This is a genomic window from Pantoea sp. GM01 (assembly GCF_000282675.1).
Taxonomy (GTDB): domain Bacteria; phylum Pseudomonadota; class Gammaproteobacteria; order Enterobacterales; family Enterobacteriaceae; genus Pantoea; species Pantoea nemavictus.
This window is the reverse complement of sequence record NZ_AKIU01000055.1, coordinates 49028-71104: the sequence shown is the minus strand read 5'-3', so window position 1 is coordinate 71104 and position 22077 is coordinate 49028. Positions and strand designations below refer to the sequence as shown.

General features: G+C 53.5%; 20 protein-coding genes and 3 tRNA genes. 22 read left to right on the top strand and 1 reads right to left on the bottom strand.

Annotated features, from left to right (window positions below; all coding sequences use genetic code 11):
* Nucleotides 1–39 precede the first annotated feature (39 nt).
* Nucleotides 40–1323, bottom strand: coding sequence for a citrate synthase (locus PMI17_RS16320; RefSeq protein ID WP_007890653.1), 1284 nt, complete (start codon nucleotides 1321–1323; stop codon nucleotides 40–42).
* A gap of 609 nt (nucleotides 1324–1932) precedes the next feature.
* On the opposite strand from PMI17_RS16320, the gene sdhC reads away from it, so the two are divergent.
* From sdhC to PMI17_RS16215, 22 genes are all read left to right on the top strand, one after another.
* Nucleotides 1933–2364 (top strand): succinate dehydrogenase cytochrome b556 subunit, encoded by a 432-nt coding sequence (gene sdhC, locus PMI17_RS16315; protein ID WP_007890652.1) that lies wholly within the window; start codon nucleotides 1933–1935, stop codon nucleotides 2362–2364.
* Nucleotides 2358–2705, top strand: a complete 348-nt coding sequence (gene sdhD / locus PMI17_RS16310; RefSeq protein ID WP_007890651.1) for a succinate dehydrogenase membrane anchor subunit — start codon at nucleotides 2358–2360, stop codon at nucleotides 2703–2705. Before sdhC ends, sdhD begins: the two co-directional genes overlap by 7 nt.
* Nucleotides 2706–4472: a succinate dehydrogenase flavoprotein subunit gene (gene sdhA, locus PMI17_RS16305; protein ID WP_007890650.1), complete on the top strand. Its 1767-nt coding sequence runs from the start codon at nucleotides 2706–2708 to the stop codon at nucleotides 4470–4472.
* Between the two features lie 14 nt (nucleotides 4473–4486).
* Nucleotides 4487–5203, top strand: a complete 717-nt coding sequence (locus tag PMI17_RS16300; RefSeq protein WP_007890649.1) for a succinate dehydrogenase iron-sulfur subunit — start codon at nucleotides 4487–4489, stop codon at nucleotides 5201–5203.
* 206 nt (nucleotides 5204–5409) lie between these two features.
* Nucleotides 5410–8217, top strand: a complete 2808-nt coding sequence (gene sucA / locus PMI17_RS16295; protein ID WP_007890648.1) for a 2-oxoglutarate dehydrogenase E1 component — start codon at nucleotides 5410–5412, stop codon at nucleotides 8215–8217.
* A 15-nt stretch (nucleotides 8218–8232) separates the two neighbouring features.
* The gene (gene odhB, locus PMI17_RS16290; protein ID WP_007890647.1) at nucleotides 8233–9456 is read left to right on the top strand and encodes a 2-oxoglutarate dehydrogenase complex dihydrolipoyllysine-residue succinyltransferase; all 1224 of its coding nucleotides are present in this window, start codon (nucleotides 8233–8235) and stop codon (nucleotides 9454–9456) included.
* Between the two features lie 61 nt (nucleotides 9457–9517).
* Nucleotides 9518–10684 carry an ADP-forming succinate--CoA ligase subunit beta gene (gene sucC, locus PMI17_RS16285; protein WP_007890646.1) on the top strand — a complete coding sequence of 389 codons (1167 nt, stop codon included), beginning with the start codon at nucleotides 9518–9520 and terminating at the stop codon, nucleotides 10682–10684.
* Entirely contained in the window at nucleotides 10684–11559 is an 876-nt protein-coding gene (gene sucD, locus PMI17_RS16280) for a succinate--CoA ligase subunit alpha (RefSeq protein ID WP_007890645.1), read from the top strand. Before sucC ends, sucD begins: the two co-directional genes overlap by 1 nt.
* A 665-nt stretch (nucleotides 11560–12224) precedes the next feature.
* Complete coding sequence (cydA, locus tag PMI17_RS16275) at nucleotides 12225–13796, top strand: cytochrome ubiquinol oxidase subunit I (protein ID WP_007890644.1); 1572 nt, start codon at nucleotides 12225–12227, stop codon at nucleotides 13794–13796.
* An 11-nt stretch (nucleotides 13797–13807) separates the two neighbouring features.
* On the top strand, nucleotides 13808–14947 hold the full coding sequence (cydB, locus tag PMI17_RS16270; protein ID WP_007890643.1) for a cytochrome d ubiquinol oxidase subunit II: 1140 nt from the start codon (nucleotides 13808–13810) through the stop codon (nucleotides 14945–14947).
* 15 nt (nucleotides 14948–14962) lie between these two features.
* A complete protein-coding gene (gene cydX / locus PMI17_RS24925) occupies nucleotides 14963–15076 on the top strand; it encodes a cytochrome bd-I oxidase subunit CydX (protein ID WP_007890642.1) in 114 nt (37 codons plus the stop codon).
* Complete coding sequence (gene ybgE / locus PMI17_RS16265) at nucleotides 15076–15369, top strand: cyd operon protein YbgE (protein ID WP_007890641.1); 294 nt, start codon at nucleotides 15076–15078, stop codon at nucleotides 15367–15369. The genes cydX and ybgE overlap by 1 nt, the downstream gene beginning before the upstream one ends.
* A gap of 180 nt (nucleotides 15370–15549) precedes the next feature.
* Nucleotides 15550–15972: a tol-pal system-associated acyl-CoA thioesterase gene (gene ybgC, locus PMI17_RS16260; RefSeq protein ID WP_191322252.1), complete on the top strand. Its 423-nt coding sequence runs from the start codon at nucleotides 15550–15552 to the stop codon at nucleotides 15970–15972.
* Nucleotides 15969–16655 carry a Tol-Pal system protein TolQ gene (tolQ, locus tag PMI17_RS16255; RefSeq protein ID WP_007890639.1) on the top strand — a complete coding sequence of 229 codons (687 nt, stop codon included), beginning with the start codon at nucleotides 15969–15971 and terminating at the stop codon, nucleotides 16653–16655. Before ybgC ends, tolQ begins: the two co-directional genes overlap by 4 nt.
* Nucleotides 16656–16668: 13 nt before the next feature.
* Entirely contained in the window at nucleotides 16669–17097 is a 429-nt protein-coding gene (gene tolR / locus PMI17_RS16250; protein ID WP_007890638.1) for a colicin uptake protein TolR, read from the top strand.
* 25 nt (nucleotides 17098–17122) lie between these two features.
* On the top strand, nucleotides 17123–18397 hold the full coding sequence (gene tolA / locus PMI17_RS16245) for a cell envelope integrity protein TolA (RefSeq protein WP_007890637.1): 1275 nt from the start codon (nucleotides 17123–17125) through the stop codon (nucleotides 18395–18397).
* A gap of 117 nt (nucleotides 18398–18514) precedes the next feature.
* A complete protein-coding gene (gene tolB / locus PMI17_RS16240; protein ID WP_007890636.1) occupies nucleotides 18515–19810 on the top strand; it encodes a Tol-Pal system beta propeller repeat protein TolB in 1296 nt (431 codons plus the stop codon).
* Nucleotides 19811–19874: 64 nt separating this feature from the next.
* The gene (gene pal / locus PMI17_RS16235; RefSeq protein WP_007890635.1) at nucleotides 19875–20396 is read left to right on the top strand and encodes a peptidoglycan-associated lipoprotein Pal; all 522 of its coding nucleotides are present in this window, start codon (nucleotides 19875–19877) and stop codon (nucleotides 20394–20396) included.
* A 9-nt stretch (nucleotides 20397–20405) separates the two neighbouring features.
* Complete coding sequence (cpoB, locus tag PMI17_RS16230) at nucleotides 20406–21200, top strand: cell division protein CpoB (protein WP_036621514.1); 795 nt, start codon at nucleotides 20406–20408, stop codon at nucleotides 21198–21200.
* Nucleotides 21201–21366: 166 nt separating this feature from the next.
* A tRNA-Lys gene (locus PMI17_RS16225) sits at nucleotides 21367–21442 on the top strand.
* Nucleotides 21443–21495: 53 nt separating this feature from the next.
* A tRNA-Lys gene (locus PMI17_RS16220) sits at nucleotides 21496–21571 on the top strand.
* A gap of 31 nt (nucleotides 21572–21602) precedes the next feature.
* Nucleotides 21603–21678: transfer RNA gene (locus tag PMI17_RS16215), tRNA-Lys, on the top strand.
* Nucleotides 21679–22077 lie beyond the last annotated feature (399 nt).

Genomic DNA, 22077 nt, shown 5'->3' with positions numbered 1-22077 from the left:
TCGCGCAATAAAAAAGGCGGCCGTTTGGCCGCCTTTTTCTTATTTATTCAGCGCCGAGGTAAATGGACGCTCGGTGTAACCGGTATACAGCTGACGCGGACGGGCAATTTTCATGCCTTCGTCATGCATCTCTTTCCAGTGTGCAATCCAGCCTACGGTACGCGCCATGGCAAAGATGACGGTAAACATGGAAGACGGAATGCCCATCGCTTTCAGAATAATGCCTGAGTAGAAATCGACGTTAGGATAGAGCTTACGCTCGATGAAGTACGGGTCGTTCAGCGCGATGTGTTCCAGCTCCATCGCCACTTCCAGCAGATCATCTTTCATGCCCAGTTCATTCAGCACTTCGTGACAGGTATCGCGCATCACGGTGGCGCGCGGATCGTAATTTTTGTAGACGCGGTGGCCAAAGCCCATCAGACGGAACGAATCGTTTTTGTCTTTCGCACGTTTAACAAACTCAGGGATGTGATCAACAGTGCTGATCTCTTCCAGCATGCGCAGTGTCGCTTCGTTGGCACCGCCGTGCGCCGGTCCCCACAGTGAAGCGATACCGGCGGCGATACAGGCAAACGGGTTCGCGCCTGAAGAGCCTGCGGTACGAACGGTAGAGGTTGAAGCGTTCTGCTCATGGTCGGCGTGCAGAATCAGAATACGGTCCATGGCGCGTTCCAGTACCGGATTCACTTTGTACTCTTCGCACGGCGTGGCGAACATCATGTGCAGGAAGTTACCGGCATAAGAGAGGTCGTTGCGCGGGTACACAAACGGCTGGCCGATGGAATATTTGTAGCACATCGCCGCCATGGTCGGCATTTTCGACAGCAGGCGGAACGCAGCGATTTCACGGTGACGTTCAATATTGACGTCTAAGGAGTCGTGATAAAACGCGGCCAGCGCACCGGTCACACCACACATTACCGCCATAGGATGCGAATCGCGGCGGAAGCCATGGAACAGTCGGGTGATTTGCTCGTGGATCATGGTGTGGCGGGTAACGGTCGTGCGGAACTCTTCAAACTGGGCTTGGGTCGGGGCTTCGCCATTCAGCAAGATGTAACACACTTCGAGATAGTTGGAGTGGGTTGCCAGCTGGTCAATCGGGAAACCACGGTGTAACAGAATACCTTCGTCACCATCAATAAAGGTGATTTTGGATTCGCAGGACGCAGTAGAGGTGAAGCCGGGATCGAAGGTGAACAGGCCTTGAGAGCCAAGGGCGCGGACATCAACAACATCTTGTCCCAGCGTACCTTGCATCACGTCCAGTTCAACAGACGTATTATCTTGTAGGGTTAGCGTCACTTTTTTATCTGTCATTATTTCGTCTCCATAGCGCCTTTAAGGTAAGGATCTTAGACACCAGAATAGCCTTCATGTTGCAAATATCAGCAAGCGATATAACCACAATCTTCACAGCATCACTCTGCGGTAACGTGGGTCGTGCAGGGTTACAGAGTAAACGCTGATTTGGGCCATTCGGTGGCGTCGGGGCATGACATGCTGCACATCGAGGATGTTAAAGTTCCTGTCACGACATAACTTCTTGGTAACCAATAACCTGATGCTTTGTATTGCTTGTATTGGCAATGTTACATAACTTGAGCTTAGGGGAAAGTGTATCCCCATAACTTTTGTGCATCATAGGGCTTTAATGCGATTGTTTGTAACTGAAATGTTGATCTTTTGTCAAATCAGATAATTAAAAATGTATAAATTGTGAAATTCGTGAGCATGATCACTGTTCAACCTAAATGTGACCAAAGAGATTGTAGGGGAATTGTAATCAGAATGTGATCCTCCTATACTGCGGCCAGGTCTCCGGAACACCCTGACACCAGGAGCCACCCAGCGTTTTACCCGCTTTATTTAACACTGGATGTTGCTATTTTGGTGGCGGTTGCAGTCTGAACACATGCTGTGTCTCTGATGCAACTCAGGACCGGAGGAAGCAAAATAAAAAAGAGCTGTGTGGGCAAAACCGTGAAAAAACAAAGACCTGTTAACTTGGATCTCTCGACGATCCGGTTTCCCGTTACTGCAATATCGTCCATTCTCCACCGCGTCTCCGGCGTGATCACCTTTGTCGCTCTCGGAATTCTGCTCTGGTTACTGGGTCTCTCTCTCTCCTCTCCAGAAGGTTTCCAGCAAGCGGCATCCATCATGGATAGCTTCTTCGCCAAATTCATCATGTGGGGCATTTTAACTGCGCTGGCGTATCACGCTGTGGGCGGTATTCGTCATATGTTGGCTGATTTTGGCTTTATGGAAGAAACCCTGCAGGTGGGAACCCGTTCCGCGCAAGCGGCTTTTGTTATCACTGTCGTGCTCTCAATTTTGGCTGGAGTCCTCGTATGGTAAGCAATGCTTCTGCATTAGGACGCAACGGTATCCATGACTGGCTGTTACTGCGTGCTGCTGCAATCTTAATTACGCTCTACATTCTCTACATCCTCGGTTTTGTCGTGATGACAGGCACGCTGACGTATGACGTCTGGCACGGCTTCTTCTCGTCCGCCTTCACTAAAGTGTTCACCATGTTGACGCTGTTCTCGATTCTGATCCACGGCTGGATTGGGATGTGGCAGGTGCTGACTGACTACGTGAAACCAGTAGTAACCCGGTTGCTGCTGCAGTTTGTGATTGTGGTTGCGCTGTTGTCGTATGCGATTTATGGAACCGTTGTCGTGTGGGGTGTGTAAATGAGTTTGCCAGTCAGAGAATTTGATGCCGTGGTGATCGGCGCGGGTGGCGCAGGAATGCGCGCCGCTCTGCAAATCTCCCAATCGGGCCAGACCTGTGCCCTGTTATCCAAAGTTTTCCCAACCCGTTCCCATACCGTATCGGCGCAGGGCGGTATCACCGTTGCGCTGGGTAACACCCATGAAGATAACTGGGAATGGCACATGTACGACACGGTCAAAGGTTCCGACTTTATCGGCGACCAGGACGCGATCGAATATATGTGTCATGTCGGTCCGGAAGCGATTCTGGAACTGGAACATATGGGGTTGCCTTTCTCCCGTCTTGATGACGGCCGCGTCTATCAGCGTCCGTTTGGTGGTCAGTCGAAGAATTTCGGTGGTGAGCAGGCGGCGCGTACCGCTGCGGCTGCCGACCGTACGGGCCACGCCTTGCTGCATACGCTGTATCAGCAGAATCTAAAGAACAAAACCACCATCTTCTCCGAATGGTATGCGCTGGATCTGGTGAAAAACGAAGACGGTGCGATTGTCGGCTGTACGGCTATCTGCATGGAAACCGGCGAAACCGTCTACTTCAAAGCCAAAGCGACCATTCTGGCGACCGGCGGCGCGGGCCGTATTTACCAATCCACCACTAACGCCCACATCAACACCGGTGACGGCGTCGGTATGGCGCTGCGCGCAGGCGTGCCGGTGCAGGATATGGAAATGTGGCAGTTCCACCCAACCGGCATTGCCGGTGCGGGCGTATTGGTTACCGAAGGTTGCCGTGGTGAAGGCGGTTACCTGCTGAATAAGCACGGTGAACGCTTCATGGAGCGCTATGCGCCGAATGCCAAAGATCTGGCGGGACGCGATGTAGTAGCACGCTCCATGATGGTGGAAATCCGTGAAGGTCGTGGTTGCGATGGCCCTTGGGGTCCGCACATCAAACTGAAGCTCGACCATCTCGGTGCCGACGTGCTGGAGTCGCGCCTGCCGGGCATCCTTGAGCTGTCGCGTACCTTTGCGCACGTTGACCCTATTAAAGAACCGATTCCGGTGATCCCAACCTGCCACTACATGATGGGCGGCGTGCCGACCAAAGTGACCGGTCAGGCGCTGCGCGTGAACGAGCAGGGCGAAGATGTGGTGATTCCGGGTCTGTTCGCCGTCGGCGAAATCGCCTGCGTATCGGTACACGGCGCTAACCGCCTTGGCGGTAACTCACTGCTCGATCTGGTGGTGTTTGGTCGCGCAGCTGGCGTGCACTTGCTGGAGTGTATTGAAGAGCAGGGCGAACTGCGTGAAGCCACGCAGGAAAATCTGGATGAAGCGATGGCGCGCTTCAACCGTTGGGAAAATAACACCACCGGTGAAGATCCTGTCGAAATCCGTAAAGCGCTGCAGCGCTGCATGCAGAACAACTTCTCGGTATTCCGCGATGGCGATGCAATGCGTGAAGGTCTGGAAGAGCTGAAAGTGATTCGTGAGCGTCTGAAATCAGCCCGTCTTGATGACCGTTCGCCGGATTTCAACACCCAGCGTATTGAGTGCCTTGAGTTGGATAACCTGATGGAAACCGCGTATGCCACCGCTGTCGCTGCCAACTTCCGTACTGAAAGCCGTGGCGCACACAGCCGCTTCGATTATCCGGAGCGTGATGATGCCAACTGGCTGTGCCACAGTCTCTATGTTCCGCAGACGGAAAGCATGACGCGCCGTGAGGTGAACATGCAACCGAAACTGCGTGCGGCCTTCCCGCCGAAAGCGCGTACTTACTAATTGCGGAGATGATCATGAGACTCGAATTTTCAATCTATCGTTACAACCCAGAAGTCGATGCCAAGCCGCGTATGCAGGAGTACACGCTGGAATCGGAAGATGGTCGCGACATGATGTTGCTGGATGCGCTGATCCGTCTGAAAGAGAAAGATCCGACGCTGGCTTTCCGTCGCTCATGCCGTGAAGGCGTGTGCGGTTCAGATGGTCTGAACATGAACGGTAAAAATGGTCTGGCGTGCATCACACCGATTTCTGCGCTCGGTAACGGTTCGAAGAAAATTGTTATCCGTCCTCTGCCTGGTTTGCCGGTGATCCGCGACCTCGTGGTAGACATGGGACAGTTCTATGCACAATATGAGAAGATTAAGCCTTTCCTGTTGAATAATGGGGAAAATCCACCGGCGCGCGAGCATTTACAGAGCCCGGCAGAGCGTGAGCATCTGGATGGTTTGTACGAGTGTATTCTCTGCGCCTGCTGCTCTACCTCATGCCCGTCGTTCTGGTGGAATCCGGACAAATTCGTGGGTCCGGCGGGTCTGCTGGCCGCTTACCGTTTCCTGATCGACAGCCGCGACACTGAAACCAATGCGCGTCTCGACAATCTAAACGATGCTTTCAGTGTTTTCCGCTGTCACAGCATCATGAACTGTGTGAGCGTGTGCCCGAAAGGCCTAAACCCAACGCGCGCTATCGGCCATATTAAGTCGATGCTGCTGCAACGCGGGGCGTAACAAAGAAGTCACTGTCCGGGAACTGAGGTTCCCGGATGTTTACGGAAGCCTCTATAAGCGCGGTATTGACCACGCTTATAAAGGTTCCCTTACGAGCCAGGCGCCGGTAGCGCACAGGTTCGTATCGCTGAACTCACTACGGCAAGCCGCGTAAGCGGTAACAAATGAAACCTCATAAAAAGCAGATTAATGCTTAAGGGATCACAATGCAGAACAGCGCGATGAAACCCTGGCTGGACTCCTCCTGGCTGGCCGGCGCGAACCAATCCTACATAGAGCAACTCTATGAGGATTTCCTGACCGATCCTGACTCAGTTGATGACATGTGGCGCGAGCTGTTCCAGCAGCTGCCGGGCACTGGCGTGAAACCTGAGCAATTTCACTCCACCACGCGTGATTACTTCCGCCGCCTGGCTAAAGACGCAACGCGTTACACATCAACCGTGACCGATCCGGCCGCCAACTCCAAACAGGTTAAAGTACTGCAGCTGATTAATGCGTTCCGCTTCCGCGGCCATCAGCATGCCAACCTTGACCCGCTTGGCCTGTGGAAACAGGACACGGTAGCCGACCTCGATCCGGCTTATCACGATCTGACCGACGCCGATTTTCAGGAAAGCTTTAACGTAGGCTCATTTGCTATCGGCAAAGAGACGATGAAGCTGGCCGATCTGTTTGCGGCGCTGCAGCAGACTTACTGTGGCTCAATTGGTGCAGAGTACATGCACATCAACAACACCGATGAGAAGCGCTGGATCCAGCAGCGTCTGGAGTCGGTGGTGGGCCACGCGTCTTTCAGCAGCGACGAGAAAAAAGGTTTCCTGAAAGAGCTGACCGCGGCAGAAGGCCTGGAAAAATATCTGGGGGCGAAATTCCCAGGTGCGAAACGCTTCTCGCTGGAAGGCGGCGATGCGCTGGTACCGATGCTGCGTGAGATGATTCGTCACGCTGGCAAGAGCGGTACGCGTGAAGTGGTGCTGGGTATGGCGCACCGCGGTCGTCTGAACGTGCTGATCAACGTCCTGGGTAAAAAACCGCAGGATCTGTTCGACGAATTCTCCGGTAAGCACAAAGAACATCTCGGCACCGGCGACGTGAAGTACCACATGGGCTTCTCATCTGATGTGGAAACCGAAGGTGGCCTGGTGCACCTGGCGCTGGCGTTCAACCCGTCGCATCTGGAAATCGTCAGCCCGGTAGTGATGGGTTCGGTGCGTGCGCGTCTGGATCGTCTGGCAGAGCCAAGCAGCAACAAAGTTCTGCCGATCACCATTCACGGTGATGCTGCGGTGATTGGCCAGGGCGTGGTGCAGGAAACCCTGAACATGTCGCAGGCGCGGGGTTACGAAGTGGGCGGTACCGTGCGCATCGTGATCAACAACCAGGTTGGTTTTACCACTTCCAACCCGAAAGATGCGCGTTCCACGCCGTACTGCACCGACATCGGCAAAATGGTGCTGGCACCGATTTTCCACGTTAACGCCGATGACCCAGAAGCGGTGGCGTTTGTGACGCGTCTGGCGCTGGATTATCGCAACACCTTTAAACGCGATGTCTTCATCGATCTGGTGTGCTATCGCCGTCACGGCCACAACGAAGCCGATGAGCCAAGTGCCACTCAGCCGTTGATGTACCAGAAAATCAAAAAGCATCCAACGCCGCGTAAACTCTATGCCGACCAGCTGGAAAGCGAAGGCGTAGCGACCAGCGAAGATGCCACTGAAATGGTTAATCTGTATCGTGATGCGCTGGATGAAGGCGAGTGCGTGGTGCCGGAATGGCGTCCAATGAGCCTGCACTCCTTCACCTGGTCGCCGTATCTCAACCACGAGTGGGATGAGAGCTACCCGGCAACCGTTGAACTGAAACGTCTGCAGGAGCTGGCGCGCCGCATCAGTAGCGTACCGGAATCGGTAGAAGTGCAGTCACGCGTCGCCAAGATTTACAACGATCGTAAAGAGATGGCCGAAGGCAACAAAGCGTTCGACTGGGGCGGTGCAGAAAACCTCGCCTACGCCACGCTGGTTGACGAAGGCATTCCGGTTCGTCTGTCTGGTGAAGATACCGGTCGCGGTACCTTCTTCCACCGTCATGCGGTGATTCACAATCAGACCAACGGCTCAACCTACACGCCGCTGCACCATGTCCATAACGGCCAGGGTCAGTTCAAAGTGTGGGATTCGGTGCTGTCGGAAGAGGCGGTACTGGCCTTCGAATACGGTTACGCCACCGCAGAGCCGCGCGTGCTGACCATTTGGGAAGCGCAGTTCGGCGACTTCGCCAACGGTGCACAGGTCGTCATCGATCAGTTCATCAGCTCCGGCGAGCAGAAATGGGGCCGTATGTGTGGCCTGGTGATGTTGCTGCCGCACGGTTATGAAGGCCAGGGCCCTGAGCACTCCTCGGCGCGTCTGGAGCGTTATCTGCAACTCTGTGCTGAACAGAACATGCAGGTGTGCGTGCCTTCAACACCAGCGCAGGTTTACCACATGCTGCGTCGTCAGGCGCTGCGCGGTATGCGCCGTCCGCTGATCGTCATGTCGCCGAAATCTCTGCTGCGTCATCCGCTGGCAATATCCACGCTGGAAGAGCTGGCGACCGGTAGCTTCCAGCCGGCGATTGGTGAGATCGACGATTTGGATCCGCAGCAGGTGAAACGTGTGGTGCTGTGTTCGGGCAAGGTTTATTACGATTTGCTGGATCAGCGTCGTAAGAACGAGCAGACCGACGTGGCCATCGTACGTATCGAACAGCTCTATCCGTTCCCGCACAAAGTCGTGCAGGACGTGTTGAAAAATTATGCTCATGTGCAAGATTTCGTGTGGTGTCAGGAAGAGCCGCTCAATCAGGGCGCATGGTATTGCAGTCAGCATCATTTCCGCGAAGTGGTTCCATTTGGTGCGTCACTGCGTTATGCAGGCCGTCCGGCTTCTGCTTCACCGGCCGTGGGCTACATGTCCGTACATCAAAAACAGCAGCAAGACCTGGTTAATGACGCGCTGAACCTTGGTTAATAAAAAGGAAAGAAAATGAGTAGCGTAGAAATTCTCGTTCCCGATTTGCCTGAATCCGTAGCGGACGCAACGGTTGCAACCTGGCACAAAAAACCTGGCGACTCTGTGAGCCGCGATGAAGTACTGGTAGAGATTGAAACCGACAAAGTGGTGCTGGAAGTGCCTGCTTCTGCAGACGGCATTCTGGAAGCCGTGCTGGAAGATGAAGGTGCTACCGTCACTTCTCGCCAGATTCTGGGCCGCTTGAAAGAGGGCAACAGCGGCGGGAAAGAGACCGCGGCAAAAGCGGAAAGCAACGAGTCTACTCCGGCTCAGCGCCAGACAGCTTCGCTGGAAGAAGAGAGCAACGATGCGCTCAGCCCAGCGGTACGCCGTCTGATTGCTGAAAACAACCTCGATGCTGGCCAGATCAAAGGCACCGGCGTGGGCGGCCGTCTGACGCGTGAAGATGTGGAAAAACATCTGGCGAAGAAAGCCGACAGCGGCAAAGCAGCGCCAGCACCCGCTGCTGCGGCTGCACCGCAGGCTGCTGTGGCTAATCGCAGCGAAAAACGCGTACCGATGACGCGTCTGCGTAAGCGTGTTGCCGAGCGTCTGCTGGAAGCAAAAAACAGCACCGCCATGTTGACCACGTTCAACGAAATCAACATGAAGCCAATCATGGATCTGCGTAAGCAGTACGGCGATGCGTTTGAGAAGCGTCACGGCGTGCGTCTGGGCTTCATGTCCTTCTACATCAAAGCGGTGGTTGAAGCGCTGAAACGCTTCCCGGAAGTGAACGCGTCTATTGATGGCGAAGATGTGGTTTACCACAACTATTTCGATGTAAGCATTGCGGTTTCTACCCCGCGTGGTCTGGTAACGCCGGTGCTGAAAGATGTTGATGCGCTGAGCATGGCCGACATCGAGAAGAAAATTAAAGAGCTGGCAGTGAAAGGCCGTGACGGCAAGCTAACGGTTGACGAGTTGACCGGCGGTAACTTCACCATCACCAACGGTGGTGTATTCGGTTCGCTGATGTCTACGCCAATCATCAACCCGCCGCAGAGCGCGATTCTGGGCATGCACGCCATCAAAGAGCGCCCAATGGCGGTCAATGGTCAGGTAGTGATTCTGCCAATGATGTATCTGGCGCTCTCTTACGATCACCGTCTGATTGATGGTCGTGAATCCGTTGGCTATCTGGTCGCGGTGAAAGAGATGCTGGAAGATCCAGCGCGCCTGCTCCTGGACGTCTAAATTTCGCCGGGCGCGCGGAGTGACGGCGCGCCCAAAATCTTACCTGAATGGATAGAACATCATGAACTTACATGAATACCAGGCGAAGCAGTTGTTTGCACGCTATGGCATGCCAGCACCGACAGGCTACGCCTGCACCACGCCACGTGAAGCCGAAGAAGCCGCTTCTAAAATTGGCGCCGGTCCGTGGGTAGTGAAATGTCAGGTTCATGCCGGTGGCCGCGGTAAAGCGGGCGGCGTGAAAGTGGTTAATAGCAAAGAAGACATTCGTGCTTTTGCTGAGCATTGGTTGGGCAAACGTCTGGTGACCTATCAAACTGACGCGCACGGCCAGCCGGTAAACCAGATTCTGGTTGAAGCAGCCACTGATATCGATCAAGAGCTGTATCTGGGCGCGGTGGTTGATCGTGCAACCCGTCGCGTGATCTTCATGGCCTCGACTGAAGGCGGTGTTGAGATTGAGAAAGTGGCAGAAGAAACGCCACACTTGATCCACAAGATGGCGCTGGATCCATTAGCGGGTCCACAACCGTATCAGGGCCGTGAGTTAGCATTCAAACTCGGTCTGACCGGTAAGCAAGTCAGCCAGTTCACCAAAATCTTCATGGGTCTGGCGACCATGTTCCTTGAGCGCGATCTGGCAATGGTTGAGATCAACCCGCTGGTGATCACCAAGCAGGGCGATCTGATCTGCCTCGACGGTAAATTGGGCGCAGACGGTAACGCACTGTTCCGTCAGCCGGAGCTGCGTGAAATGCGCGACCCGAGCCAGGAAGATCCACGTGAAGCGCACGCGACACAGTGGGAACTGAACTACGTTGCGCTGGATGGCAACATCGGCTGTATGGTGAACGGCGCCGGTCTGGCCATGGGCACCATGGACATCGTGAAACATCACGGTGGTGAGCCGGCAAACTTCCTCGATGTTGGCGGTGGCGCAACCAAAGAGCGCGTAACCGAAGCCTTCAAAATCATCCTTTCTGACGATGCGGTCAAAGCGGTATTCGTTAACATCTTCGGCGGCATCGTACGTTGCGACCTGATCGCAGACGGCATCATTGGTGCAGTGGCAGAAGTGGGTGTGAACGTGCCAGTGGTGGTACGTCTGGAAGGTAACAACGCCGAGCTGGGCGCTAAGAAACTGGCGGACAGCGGTCTGAATATCATTGCAGCAACCAGCCTGACAGACGCAGCACAGCGTGTTGTCGCTGCAGCGGAGGGTAAATAATGTCCATTTTGATCGACAAAAACACCAAAGTCATTTGCCAGGGTTTCACCGGTGGTCAAGGGACGTTTCACTCTGAGCAGGCGCTGGCCTACGGTACGCAGCTGGTTGGCGGTGTAACGCCAGGCAAAGGCGGCACCACGCATCTCGGCCTGCCCGTGTTCAATACCGTGCGTGAAGCGGTAGAAGCGACCGGCGCAACTGCCACCGTGATCTATGTTCCGGCTCCGTTCTGCAAAGACGGTATCCTGGAAGCGATCGATGCAGGCATCAAGCTGATCATCACCATCACCGAAGGTATTCCAACGCTGGATATGCTGACCGTGAAAGTGAAGCTGGATGAAGCCGGCGTGCGCATGATCGGCCCGAACTGCCCAGGCGTGATCACGCCAGGCGAATGTAAAATCGGTATTATGCCGGGCCACATTCACCAGCCGGGCCGCGTAGGTATCGTCTCGCGCTCCGGTACGCTGACCTATGAAGCCGTTAAGCAGACTACTGACATCGGCTACGGCCAGTCTACCTGCGTCGGTATCGGTGGTGACCCGATCCCAGGCTCTAACTTCATCGACATCCTGAAACTGTTCCAGGACGATCCACAGACCGAAGCGATCGTGATGATCGGTGAGATCGGTGGTAGCGCGGAAGAAGAAGCAGCTGCCTACATCAAAGCTCACGTGACTAAGCCAGTTGTCGGCTACATCGCGGGTGTGACTGCACCGAAAGGCAAGCGTATGGGCCACGCCGGCGCCATCATTGCCGGTGGTAAAGGCACCGCTGATGAGAAGTTTGCTGCGCTGGAAGCGGCCGGTGTGAAAACCGTACGTAGCCTGGCTGACATTGGTGACGCTGTTAAAGCGGTTCTGCCAATCAAATAAGCCATCATCGTAGTGATGTAAAAAGGCCACCTTCGGGTGGTCTTTTTTTTGGCAATATCCTGCTAAAAATCAGCGGAAAAAGCGCAACGGGTTAAAAAAGTGCGGCTATGCTTACTTTGGGTTCAAGGTAAAGAAGGGAAAAGGCGCTAGATCTCTGTCAAAGAATTGACGCGTAACTTTCCAGATATAGGTTAAATAATTGCGGAAAAGGTAATTATATTCTTAATTTTACCAACTGGTTGTGACAACTAATTAACAACCATTCTTACACTACACATCTGGAAATTTATAGCCTTAATCCAGATCAATAAATAGCGAGTTATAGCAAACTTTACCACTGGCTAAGCGCGGGCCAACCGGTTTAAATTGCGCTGCATCAATTCAGTCTACTTCATAATTTTTCAGGAGTTTGTGTCAGGCGTTGCTATATCAATTCTGTCGCCTCCTTAACTCACTTCTGCCTGAACCTGACTGGAAAGAGAGTTTATTTCGGGAAATTTTTATCACTGTTACTCGCTCACTTCGGGCAACAGGTTTCTCTGTTATCTCAGTAATAAAACTGGAATCAATAATCAGTCGTTCCTGAATCTAATTCTGCGCATCAATGTCAGTGTGTTTGCCGTTGTATCCGCAGAGCGAGTTTATGCGAGGAGCAAGGAGTCATCATGTTAGATATTGTCGAGCTGTCGCGTTTACAGTTTGCCCTGACGGCGATGTACCATTTCCTGTTTGTCCCATTAACGCTCGGTATGGCGTTTTTATTGGCAATCATGGAAACCGTATATGTTCTGACGGGGAAACAGATTTATAAAGATATGACCAAATTCTGGGGCAAGTTGTTTGGTATCAACTTTGCGCTGGGCGTGGCTACCGGTTTGACCATGGAGTTTCAGTTCGGTACCAACTGGTCATATTACTCACACTACGTCGGCGATATCTTCGGTGCGCCGCTGGCCATTGAAGGCCTGATGGCGTTCTTCCTCGAATCCACCTTTGTCGGCCTGTTCTTCTTCGGCTGGGATCGTCTCGGTAAGGTGCAGCACCTTGCAGTCACCTGGCTGGTCGCGCTCGGTTCTAATATGTCCGCGCTGTGGATTCTGGTAGCGAACGGCTGGATGCAAAACCCGATCGCTTCAGAGTTCAACTTTGAAACCATGCGCATGGAGATGCTGAGCTTCTCCGAGCTGGTGCTGAATCCGGTGGCGCAGGTGAAGTTTGTGCACACCGTTGCCGCCGGTTATACCGCGGGTGCGATGTTCATCCTTGGTATCAGCGCATGGTATCTGCTGAAAGGGCGCGATATCGCCTTCGCAAAACGCTCTTTTGCTATTGCAGCCAGCTTCGGTATGGCGGCGATTTTGTCGGTGATCGTACTGGGTGATGAATCGGGTTATGAGATCGGCGATGTGCAGAAAACTAAACTGGCCGCGATTGAAGCGGAGTGGGAAACCCAACCGGCGCCAGCCGCGTTTACCCTGTTTGGTATTCCGGATCAGGAGACGCAGGAAAACAAATATGCAATTCAGATCCCTTATCTGCTCGGCCTGATTGCCACCCGTTCGGTCGATACGCCGGTTACCGGGCTCAAAGATCTGTTGGCGCAGCATGAAGTGCGTATTCGTAACGGCATGAAAGCGTATGCATTGCTGAACGAGTTGCGTGGGGGCAGTAAAGATCCGGCAGTACGCAGCCAGTTTGAAGCGAGCAAACAGGATCTCGGTTACGGCCTGCTGCTGAAGCGCTACACCGCTGATGTCGCCAACGCCACGGAAGAGCAAATTCAGCAAGCGAAACAGGATTCGATTCCCCGCGTTGCGCCGCTCTACTTTGCCTTCCGCATCATGGTGCTGGGTGGTGTGCTGATGCTGGGTATTATCGCGCTCTCATTCTGGAGCGTCATCCGCAACCGCATTGGCAAATCTCGCTGGCTGCTGAAAGCGGCGCTGTACGGTATTCCTTTGCCATGGATTGCGATTGAGTCGGGTTGGTTTGTCGCTGAATACGGTCGTCAGCCGTGGGCGATTGGTGAAGTGCTGCCGACCGCAGTCGCTAACTCATCATTAACCGTAGGCGATCTGCTGTTCTCGATGATTCTGATTTGCGGTCTTTACACCTTGTTCCTTGTGGCCGAGATGTACCTGATGTTCAAGTTTGCGCGCCTCGGTCCAAGCAGCCTGAAAACCGGCCGCTATCATCATGAAACGCTGAAGACATCATCTCAGCCGGTGCGTGGATAAGGAGAGCTACCATGTTTGATTATGAAGTTTTACGCTTTGTCTGGTGGCTGCTGATTGGTGTCCTGCTGATCGGTTTTGCCGTCACTGATGGCTTTGATATGGGCGTTGGTATGTTGACCCGTATTCTTGGGCGCACCGATACCGAACGTCGCATCATGATTAACAGCATTGCGCCACACTGGGACGGCAACCAGGTTTGGCTGATTACGGCGGGTGGTGCGCTGTTTGCCGCCTGGCCGATGGTCTATGCCGCTGCTTTCTCAGGCTTCTATGTAGCGATGATTCTGGTGCTCGCTTCACTGTTCTTCCGTCCGGTCGGTTTCGACTACCGTTCGAAAATTGAAGATATGCGCTGGCGTGGCATGTGGGATTGGGGCATTTTCATCGGCAGCTTTGTTCCGCCGTTAGTCATTGGTGTGGCATTCGGCAACTTGCTGCAAGGGGTGCCGTTCCATGCTGACGAATATCTGCGCCTCTTCTACACCGGCAACTTCTTCCAGCTGTTGAACCCGTTTGGTTTACTGGCCGGCGTAATCAGTGTGGCGATGATCCTGACCCAGGGTGCAACCTATCTGCAGATGCGTACTGCGGGTGATTTGCACTTGCGCAGCCGTACCACCGCGCAAATCACCGCGCTGGTGATGATGGTGTGTTTCATTCTGGCCGGTGTTTGGGTGAAATACGGTATCGACGGTTATTTGGTGAAGAGCGTCATCGATCATCACGCGGCATCTAACCCGTTGGGTAAAGATGTGGTGCGTGAAGCCGGTGCGTGGATGGTGAACTTTGAGCAAACGCCGGTGCTGTGGCTGTTTCCGCTGTTAGGTGTGGTGCTGCCGTTGCTGACCATTCTCTGCTCGCGTCTGGAGAAGGGTGCCTGGGCATTCATCTTCTCTTCACTGACGCTGGCTTGCGTCATTATGACGGCGGGTATTGCGATGTTCCCGTTCATCATGCCATCCAGCACCGTGCCGGGCATCAGCCTGACTATGTGGGATGCCACATCTAGCTTGCTGACGCTGAAAGTAATGACCATTGCAGCCATCATCTTTGTACCCATTATCCTGGCGTACACCGCCTGGTGTTATTACAAGATGTTTGGCCGTATCACCAAAGAACACATTGAGAGCAATACGCACTCCCTGTACTGATTAAGGAGATTGAGCATGTGGTATTTTGCCTGGATTCTTGGCACCTTGCTGGCCTGTGCGTTCGGTGTGATTACGGCGCTGGCGCTGGAGCATGTAGAAGAGAGCAGCGCGAAGGACGAACAAGTCTGATGCGCGCACTGATTCAGACACTCTATCGTCTGATGGACAAGGGCCCACTGCGGGCCCTTTCGCTCATCCTTGCGCTGTGGCTGGCGGGCTGTGTGATTTGGCAGCCATCGCGCTTCGCCGCGCGGACCAGTGATTTAGCAATATGGCATGGATTAGTGCTGATTTGGGCAGTGTGCGCGGGCGTGGTGCACGGGACTGGATTCCGACCGCAGCGCCTACGCTGGCAGGCACTGTTTTCACCGTTGCCGGCGATGCTGGTGCTGCTGACAGGAATAGTCTGGTTCTACCATTAAGTCCTGTCTCAGGACTTAAAATTGCTGCTTTTTCAGGCGTTGACGTGAGTTTTTGTCAGTGCCAGGTCAAGAAACATCCCAAAAATCCTTCCAGTTGTTAACGTGTGATAATTATTTTCTCCTGGCTCTGGCGGACCATTCCCAAGCCGATCTCTCTTGCGTATAGTAGCAACGTTTAAAATGAGACCGGGATGTAGAGTGAGTACAACGCTGTTTCGCTGGCCGGTTCGTGTCTATTACGAAGACACCGATGCCGGTGGTGTGGTTTACCATGCCAGTTATCTTGCTTTCTATGAACGAGCACGTACCGAAATGTTGCGCCAGCGCCATTTCAATCAGCAAGTCCTGTTGGAAGAGCAGGTGGCTTTTGTGGTACGACGCATGACAATCGATTTTGTTGCGGCTGCCCGTCTGGACGATCTTCTGGAAATTCAAACAGAAGTGACCTCAATGACGCGTGCAACTATGACGTTCTCGCAGCGTATCGTGAATGCAGAAGGCAAAGTGCTAAATGAAGCAGAAGTCCTGATTGCCTGCATCAACCCACATCTAATGAAGCCAATTGCGCTTCCCAAGTCTATTGTCGCGGAGTTCAAGCAGTGACTGACATGAATGTTCTTGATTTGTTCCTGAAGGCGAGCCTTCTGGTCAAACTTATCATGTTGATTTTGATCGGCTTTTCTATTGCCTCATGGGCGATCATTATTCAGCGTACGCGCATTTTGAATGCGGCGGGGCGCGAAGCCGAAGCGTTCGAGGATAAGTTCTGGTCGGGTATCGAGCTGTCACGCCTGTATCAGGAAAGCCAGGGACGCCGTGATGAACTGAGCGGATCTGAGCAAATTTTCTATTCAGGTTTCAAAGAGTTTGCGCGTTTGCATCGTGCTAATAACCATGCTCCGGAAGCGGTGGTGGAGGGCGCGAGCCGTGCGATGCGTATCTCCTTCAATCGTGAACTGGAAACGCTGGAAAACCACATTCCTTTCCTTGGCACCGTGGGTTCCATCAGTCCGTATATCGGTCTGTTCGGTACGGTGTGGGGGATCATGCACGCCTTTATCGCCCTCGGTGCGGTAAAACAGGCAACGTTGCAGATGGTTGCGCCGGGTATCGCTGAAGCGTTAATCGCAACGGCCATCGGTCTGTTCGCGGCTATTCCTGCCGTTATGGCGTACAACCGTCTGAACCAGCGCGTTAACAAGCTGGAACAGGGCTACGACAACTTTATGGAAGAGTTCACGGCTATCCTGCATCGTCAGGCTTTCTCCACCGACAACACGAAGTAAGTCGAGGTTTACGATGGCCAGAACCCGTGGTCGCGGTAAGCGCGACCTTAAGTCGGAAATCAACATTGTTCCACTGCTGGACGTACTGTTGGTGTTGCTGCTCATCTTTATGGCAACCGCGCCGATTATTACCCAGAGCGTGGAAGTGGATCTGCCGGATGCGACAGATTCGAAAACCGTCTCAACTGATGATAATCCACCGGTGATTGTTGAAGTGGCTGGCGTTGGCCAGTACAGCCTGGTCGTGGATCACGATCGTATGACGCAGCTGCCGCCGGAGCAGGTGGTAAGCGAAGCGCAGCGCCGGATTGAAGCCAATCCGAAAACGGTCTTCCTGATCGGCGGTGCGAAAGACGTGCCTTACGACGAAATCATCAAGGCGCTGAACCTGTTACATCAGGCCGGCGTGAAATCTGTCGGTTTGATGACGCAGCCGATTTAAAGCGAACCGTTTTTGGGAACCGAGAGTGTCGAAGGCAACCGAGCAGAACGACAAGTTAAAGCGCGCGATAATTGTTTCGGTGATTCTGCACATCGTGCTGATCGCCTTACTGATTTGGAGCTCGTTTAACGAAAAAATCGAATCCAGCGGCGGTGGCGGTGGCAGTGATATTGACGCAGTGATGGTCGATTCAGGCGCCGTGGTTGAGCAATATAACCGCCAGCAGAATCAGCAACGAGACAGTCAGCGTGCCGAGCAGCAGCGGCAAAAACAGTCGCAGCAGCAGGCCGAAGAGTTACAGCAGAAACAAGCTGCCGAGCAGCAACGCTTGAAAGAGATGGAAAAAGAGCGCTTGCAGGCACAGCAGGAAGCCAAAGAGCAGGCTGAGCAACAGAAAGCCGCTGAAGCCGCCGCTAAGCAAGCGCAGGAACAGCAGAAAACCGCCGAAGCGGCCGCCGCGAAAGCCAAAGCGGATGCCAAAGCAGAAGCGGATGCGCAGGCAAAAGCGGCCGCCGATGCCAAAGCCAAAGCGGTAGAAGAGGCTAAGCAAGCCGCGGCTGATGCGAAGAAGAAAGCCGAAGAGCAAGCGAAAGCGGCTGCTGCTGAAGCGGCGAAAGAGAAAGCGGCACAACAGGCGAAAGCCGCCGCAGAATCGAAAGCCAAAGCGGACGCTGAAGCGAAAGCCCAGGCAGCTGCCGATGCGAAGGCGAAAGCAGCTCAGGAAGCGAAAGAGGCCAAAGAGCAAGCGGCGGCTGAGGCGAAAGAGAAGGCCGCTGCAGAAGCGAAAGAGAAAGCTGCAGCCGAGGCGAAAGCCAAGGCCGATGCGGCTGCCAAGGCAAAAGCGGATGCGGCGGCGAAAGCCAAGGCAGCGGCGGATGCGAAGAAAAAGGCAGCAGCTGAAGCGGCGAAAAACGAAAGTGACGTCGATAGCCTGTTAGGTGGTTTATCTTCTGGTAAGAACGCACCGAAAAGTGGCACCGCCTCCGGTGGCGCTGCTGGGCAGGGGAATCAGAAGAAGTCTGGCGCATCGGGTGCAGACATTAGTAATTATGCAGGCCAAATCCAGGCAGCAATTAAAAGTAAATTTTATGATTGGGAAAGCTTTAAGGGCAAAACCTGTACTTTGCGTATTCAGTTGATGTCAGACGGTACTGTGGCTGGCGTTAAATCTGAAGGCGGCGACCCGGCACTTTGCCAGGCTGCGGTTGCAGCTGCTCAGCAGGCTCGTATTCCTAAGCCGCCGAGCCAGGAAGTTTATCAGGTGTTCAAAAACGCACCTCTGGATTTCAAGCCTCAATAAATGCAGTAACGTACGGCAGGTTGAACTAAGGTTAGCTTGCCGTACTCTATGAGTACTCGTGTTTTTCAGGAACTGTGCGAATTATCATGAACCTCTGGTTCAGGTAAGGGAGATAAGATGAAGCAGGCACTTCGTGTAACCTTAGGTTTTTTTGTACTGCTGTGGGCAGCCATGCTCCATGCAGAAGTACGTATTGAAATTACGCAGGGCGTTAACACCGCACGTCCTATTGGTGTGGTTCCGTTCCAATGGGCTGGCCCAGGCGCGGCACCAGAAGACATCGGCGGCATTGTTAGCGCTGACTTACGCAACAGCGGTAAATTTAACCCGCTGGATCGTTCTCGTCTGCCACAACAACCCACCAGCGCGCAGGAAGTACAGCCTGCCGCGTGGAGTGCATTAGGTATTGATGCAGTCGTTGTCGGTCAGGTAACCCCTAACGCTGACGGCAGCTATCAAATTGCCTATCAGCTGGTGGATACCGGTGGTGCCCCTGGTACCGTGTTGGCCCAGAACTCTTATAAAGTGACTAAGCAGTGGCTGCGTTATGCCGCGCATACCGCCAGTGATGAAGTGTTTGAGAAGCTGACGGGCATTAAAGGTGCATTCCGTACCCGTATCGCTTACGTGGTCCAGACCAATGGCGGTCAGTTCCCGTATGAGCTGCGCGTGTCGGATTACGATGGCTACAACCAGTTTGTGGTTCACCGCTCACCGCAGCCATTGATGTCGCCAGCCTGGTCGCCAGATGGCAGCAAAGTGGCCTATGTGACCTTCGAAAGCGGCAAATCTGCGCTGGTAGTGCAGACGCTGTCTAACGGCGCAATCCGTCAGGTAGCTTCTTATCCGCGTCACAACGGTGCGCCAGCCTTCTCACCAGACGGTTCTAAATTGGCCTTCGCGCTGTCGAAAACCGGTAGCCTGAACCTGTACGTGATGGATCTGGCTTCAGGTCAGACGCGTCAGGTTACAGATGGCCGCTACAACAGCACTGAACCGACGTGGTTCCCGGATAGCCAGACGCTGGCTTATACCTCGGATCAGGCCGGTGCGCCTCAGATTTATAAAGTTGGAGTTAACGGCGGTGCGCCACAACGTATTACCTGGGAAGGTGCGCAAAACCAGGATGCGGACGTGTCAACTGACGGTAAAACGATGGTGATGATCAGCAGCGCCGGTGGCGCTCAGCATGTCGCCAAACAGGATCTGGTAACGGGAGCCGTTCAAACAATAACGGACACGTTCCTGGATGAAACGCCAAGTCTGGCGCCAAACGGCACAATGGTAATCTATAGCTCTACTCAGGGGATGGGTTCCGTGTTGCAGTTGGTTTCAACCGACGGGCGTTTCAAAGCGCGTCTTCCGGCAACTGATGGACAGGTCAAATTCCCTGCCTGGTCGCCGTATCTGTGATGCATAGGTCCCCTGCACGGCGGGGGATTAAAATGTATGGCAAACAAAATAATAGGATAAAGAAATGCAACTGAATAAAGTGCTGAAGGGTTTGATGCTGGCTCTGCCGGTTATCGCAGTAGCTGCATGTAGCTCACACAAAAACAACAACAACGATCAGACTGGTATGGGCGCTAACGACGGTGCTTACGGTGCTGGTGCGGGCCAGAACGGTAACATGTCTTCTGACGAGCAAGCGCGTCTGCAGATGCAGCAGCTGCAGCAGAACAACATCGTTTACTTCGGTCTGGACAAGTATGACGTGCAGTCTGATTACGCTCAGATGCTGGATCAGCACGCTGCATTCCTGCGTGGCAACCCGTCTTACAAAGTGACCATCGAAGGTCATGCGGATGAGCGCGGTACCCCAGAATACAACATCGCCCTGGGCGAACGTCGTGCAAGCGCCGTTAAGATGTATCTGCAAGGCAAAGGCGTTTCTGCTGACCAGATGTCTATCGTGTCTTACGGTAAAGAAAAACCAGCTGTACTGGGTCATGACGAAGCGGCTTACGCTAAAAACCGTCGTGCCGTACTGGTTTACTAAGATAATCGTATGATGAGTAACTTCAGACTTCATCTATTGAGTCTGTCGTTACTGGTTGGTTTAGCGGCCCCATGGGCCGCTAATGCCCAGGCGTCAATCAGTAGCGTTGGCTCAGGCTCGGTCGAAGACCGCGTCACCACTCTTGAACGTATCTCTAATGCCCAGGCTCAGCTTCTGCAGCAGTTGCAGCAGCAGATGAGCGATAACCAAAGCGATATCGATTCGCTGCGCGGGCAAATCCAGCAAAATAGCTATCAGCTTAATCAGGTGATTGAACGCCAGAAACAGCTTTATCAGCAGATCGATAGCCTCAGCTCCGGCAGCAACGGTGCCCAGGCGAGCGGTGGTGCCGATGCTGCTGCAGCGGGCGCAGCGACCTCTGATAGCGGCAGCAACAACAGCGCCACTGCGGCAGCGCCAGCTCAAACCGGCGATGCCAATACGGACTACAATGCTGCCGTTGCGCTGATTCTTGAGAAGAAGCAGTACGATCAGGCGATTACCGCCCTGCAGGCTTGGGTGAAGAAATATCCTGATTCTACCTATCAGCCGAACGCCAACTATTGGCTTGGTCAGCTGTTTTACAACAAGGGTAAAAAAGACGATTCCGCTTACTATTTTGCCACAGTGGTAAAGAATTATTCGAAATCGCCAAAAGCCCCAGAAGCGCTGTTTAAAGTTGGCGTGATCATGCAAGAGAAGAATGACACGGCGAAAGCCAAGGCCGTCTTCCAGCAAGTGATCAAACAATTCCCAAATAGTGATTCTGCGAAGCAGGCGCAAAAACGCCTTGCCGGGTTGTAATTTGTGCATAAAAGACCGGATTTCGTGTGATTTCTGGTCTTACAGCATGAAAGGTAAGCAATTGAGACATTTAGTGGAAAATAAGGGTTGCGCCGCCCCGCTAAATCAGTAATATATGCCGCCGTTGCCGGGACATATCTTAACAAGTATCGGCAGCACTGAAGATGGGTCGTTAGCTCAGTTGGTAGAGCAGTTGACTTTTAATCAATTGGTCGCAGGTTCGAATCCTGCACGACCCACCATCTCAACCCGTTGTTAGTGAGATGATTTCTTCAGTAAGCTTCACAACCTTGATGGGTCGTTAGCTCAGTTGGTAGAGCAGTTGACTTTTAATCAATTGGTCGCAGGTTCGAATCCTGCACGACCCACCATCAAGCAAGCATAAGGTTGTAAGCCCTCAACGGGTCGTTAGCTCAGTTGGTAGAGCAGTTGACTTTTAATCAATTGGTCGCAGGTTCGAATCCTGCACGACCCACCAGTTATGTAGAAAGGCGCCCTAAAGGCGCCTTTTTGCTTTTCTACGGTGATTAAAATGTTTAGGTGGATTCGCTGTGTGATTGTGCACCGGCCAGATAAGGCGGGGCGGATCGCGAAGAAACCTCACATCCCTGTGGATCGGCCTCGCAAGTACTCGCCTCATCCATGAGGCTCGCCCGCACGCGGGCAACGCTTCGCGTTGTGCAAAAACGCTCCCGGCGTTTTTGTCCATGGCTCGGACGCTTCGCTCCTTCCGCACCCGCCTTTACTGGCCCTTAAGCTTTGTCGTGGCTTTAAATAATCGCACCGATGCATAACGAAGACGGAAGGATCGGGCGGTGGAGTAAAGCTTCCGGCGCATGGATGCGCCGGCAGAGCCTACAGGGATGTATCCACGGCG

Bases quoted from the DNA above. Each gene is read 5' to 3' on its own strand.
- cydA (WP_007890644.1), top strand. From the start codon at position 12,225: ATGTTAGATATTGTCGAGCTGTCGCGTTTACAGTTTGCCCTGACGGCG.
- PMI17_RS16300 (WP_007890649.1), top strand. From the start codon at position 4,487: ATGAGACTCGAATTTTCAATCTATCGTTACAACCCAGAAGTCGATGCC.
- PMI17_RS16320 (WP_007890653.1), bottom strand. From the start codon at position 1,323: ATGACAGATAAAAAAGTGACGCTAACCCTACAAGATAATACGTCTGTT.
- pal (WP_007890635.1), top strand. From the start codon at position 19,875: ATGCAACTGAATAAAGTGCTGAAGGGTTTGATGCTGGCTCTGCCGGTT.
- cpoB (WP_036621514.1), top strand. From the start codon at position 20,406: ATGATGAGTAACTTCAGACTTCATCTATTGAGTCTGTCGTTACTGGTT.
- sucC (WP_007890646.1), top strand. From the start codon at position 9,518: ATGAACTTACATGAATACCAGGCGAAGCAGTTGTTTGCACGCTATGGC.
- tolR (WP_007890638.1), top strand. From the start codon at position 16,669: ATGGCCAGAACCCGTGGTCGCGGTAAGCGCGACCTTAAGTCGGAAATC.
- sdhC (WP_007890652.1), top strand. From the start codon at position 1,933: ATGCAACTCAGGACCGGAGGAAGCAAAATAAAAAAGAGCTGTGTGGGC.
- ybgE (WP_007890641.1), top strand. From the start codon at position 15,076: ATGCGCGCACTGATTCAGACACTCTATCGTCTGATGGACAAGGGCCCA.
- ybgC (WP_191322252.1), top strand. From the start codon at position 15,550: ATGAGACCGGGATGTAGAGTGAGTACAACGCTGTTTCGCTGGCCGGTT.
- odhB (WP_007890647.1), top strand. From the start codon at position 8,233: ATGAGTAGCGTAGAAATTCTCGTTCCCGATTTGCCTGAATCCGTAGCG.
- cydB (WP_007890643.1), top strand. From the start codon at position 13,808: ATGTTTGATTATGAAGTTTTACGCTTTGTCTGGTGGCTGCTGATTGGT.
- tolB (WP_007890636.1), top strand. From the start codon at position 18,515: ATGAAGCAGGCACTTCGTGTAACCTTAGGTTTTTTTGTACTGCTGTGG.
- sucA (WP_007890648.1), top strand. From the start codon at position 5,410: ATGCAGAACAGCGCGATGAAACCCTGGCTGGACTCCTCCTGGCTGGCC.
- sdhA (WP_007890650.1), top strand. From the start codon at position 2,706: ATGAGTTTGCCAGTCAGAGAATTTGATGCCGTGGTGATCGGCGCGGGT.
- cydX (WP_007890642.1), top strand. From the start codon at position 14,963: ATGTGGTATTTTGCCTGGATTCTTGGCACCTTGCTGGCCTGTGCGTTC.
- sdhD (WP_007890651.1), top strand. From the start codon at position 2,358: ATGGTAAGCAATGCTTCTGCATTAGGACGCAACGGTATCCATGACTGG.
- sucD (WP_007890645.1), top strand. From the start codon at position 10,684: ATGTCCATTTTGATCGACAAAAACACCAAAGTCATTTGCCAGGGTTTC.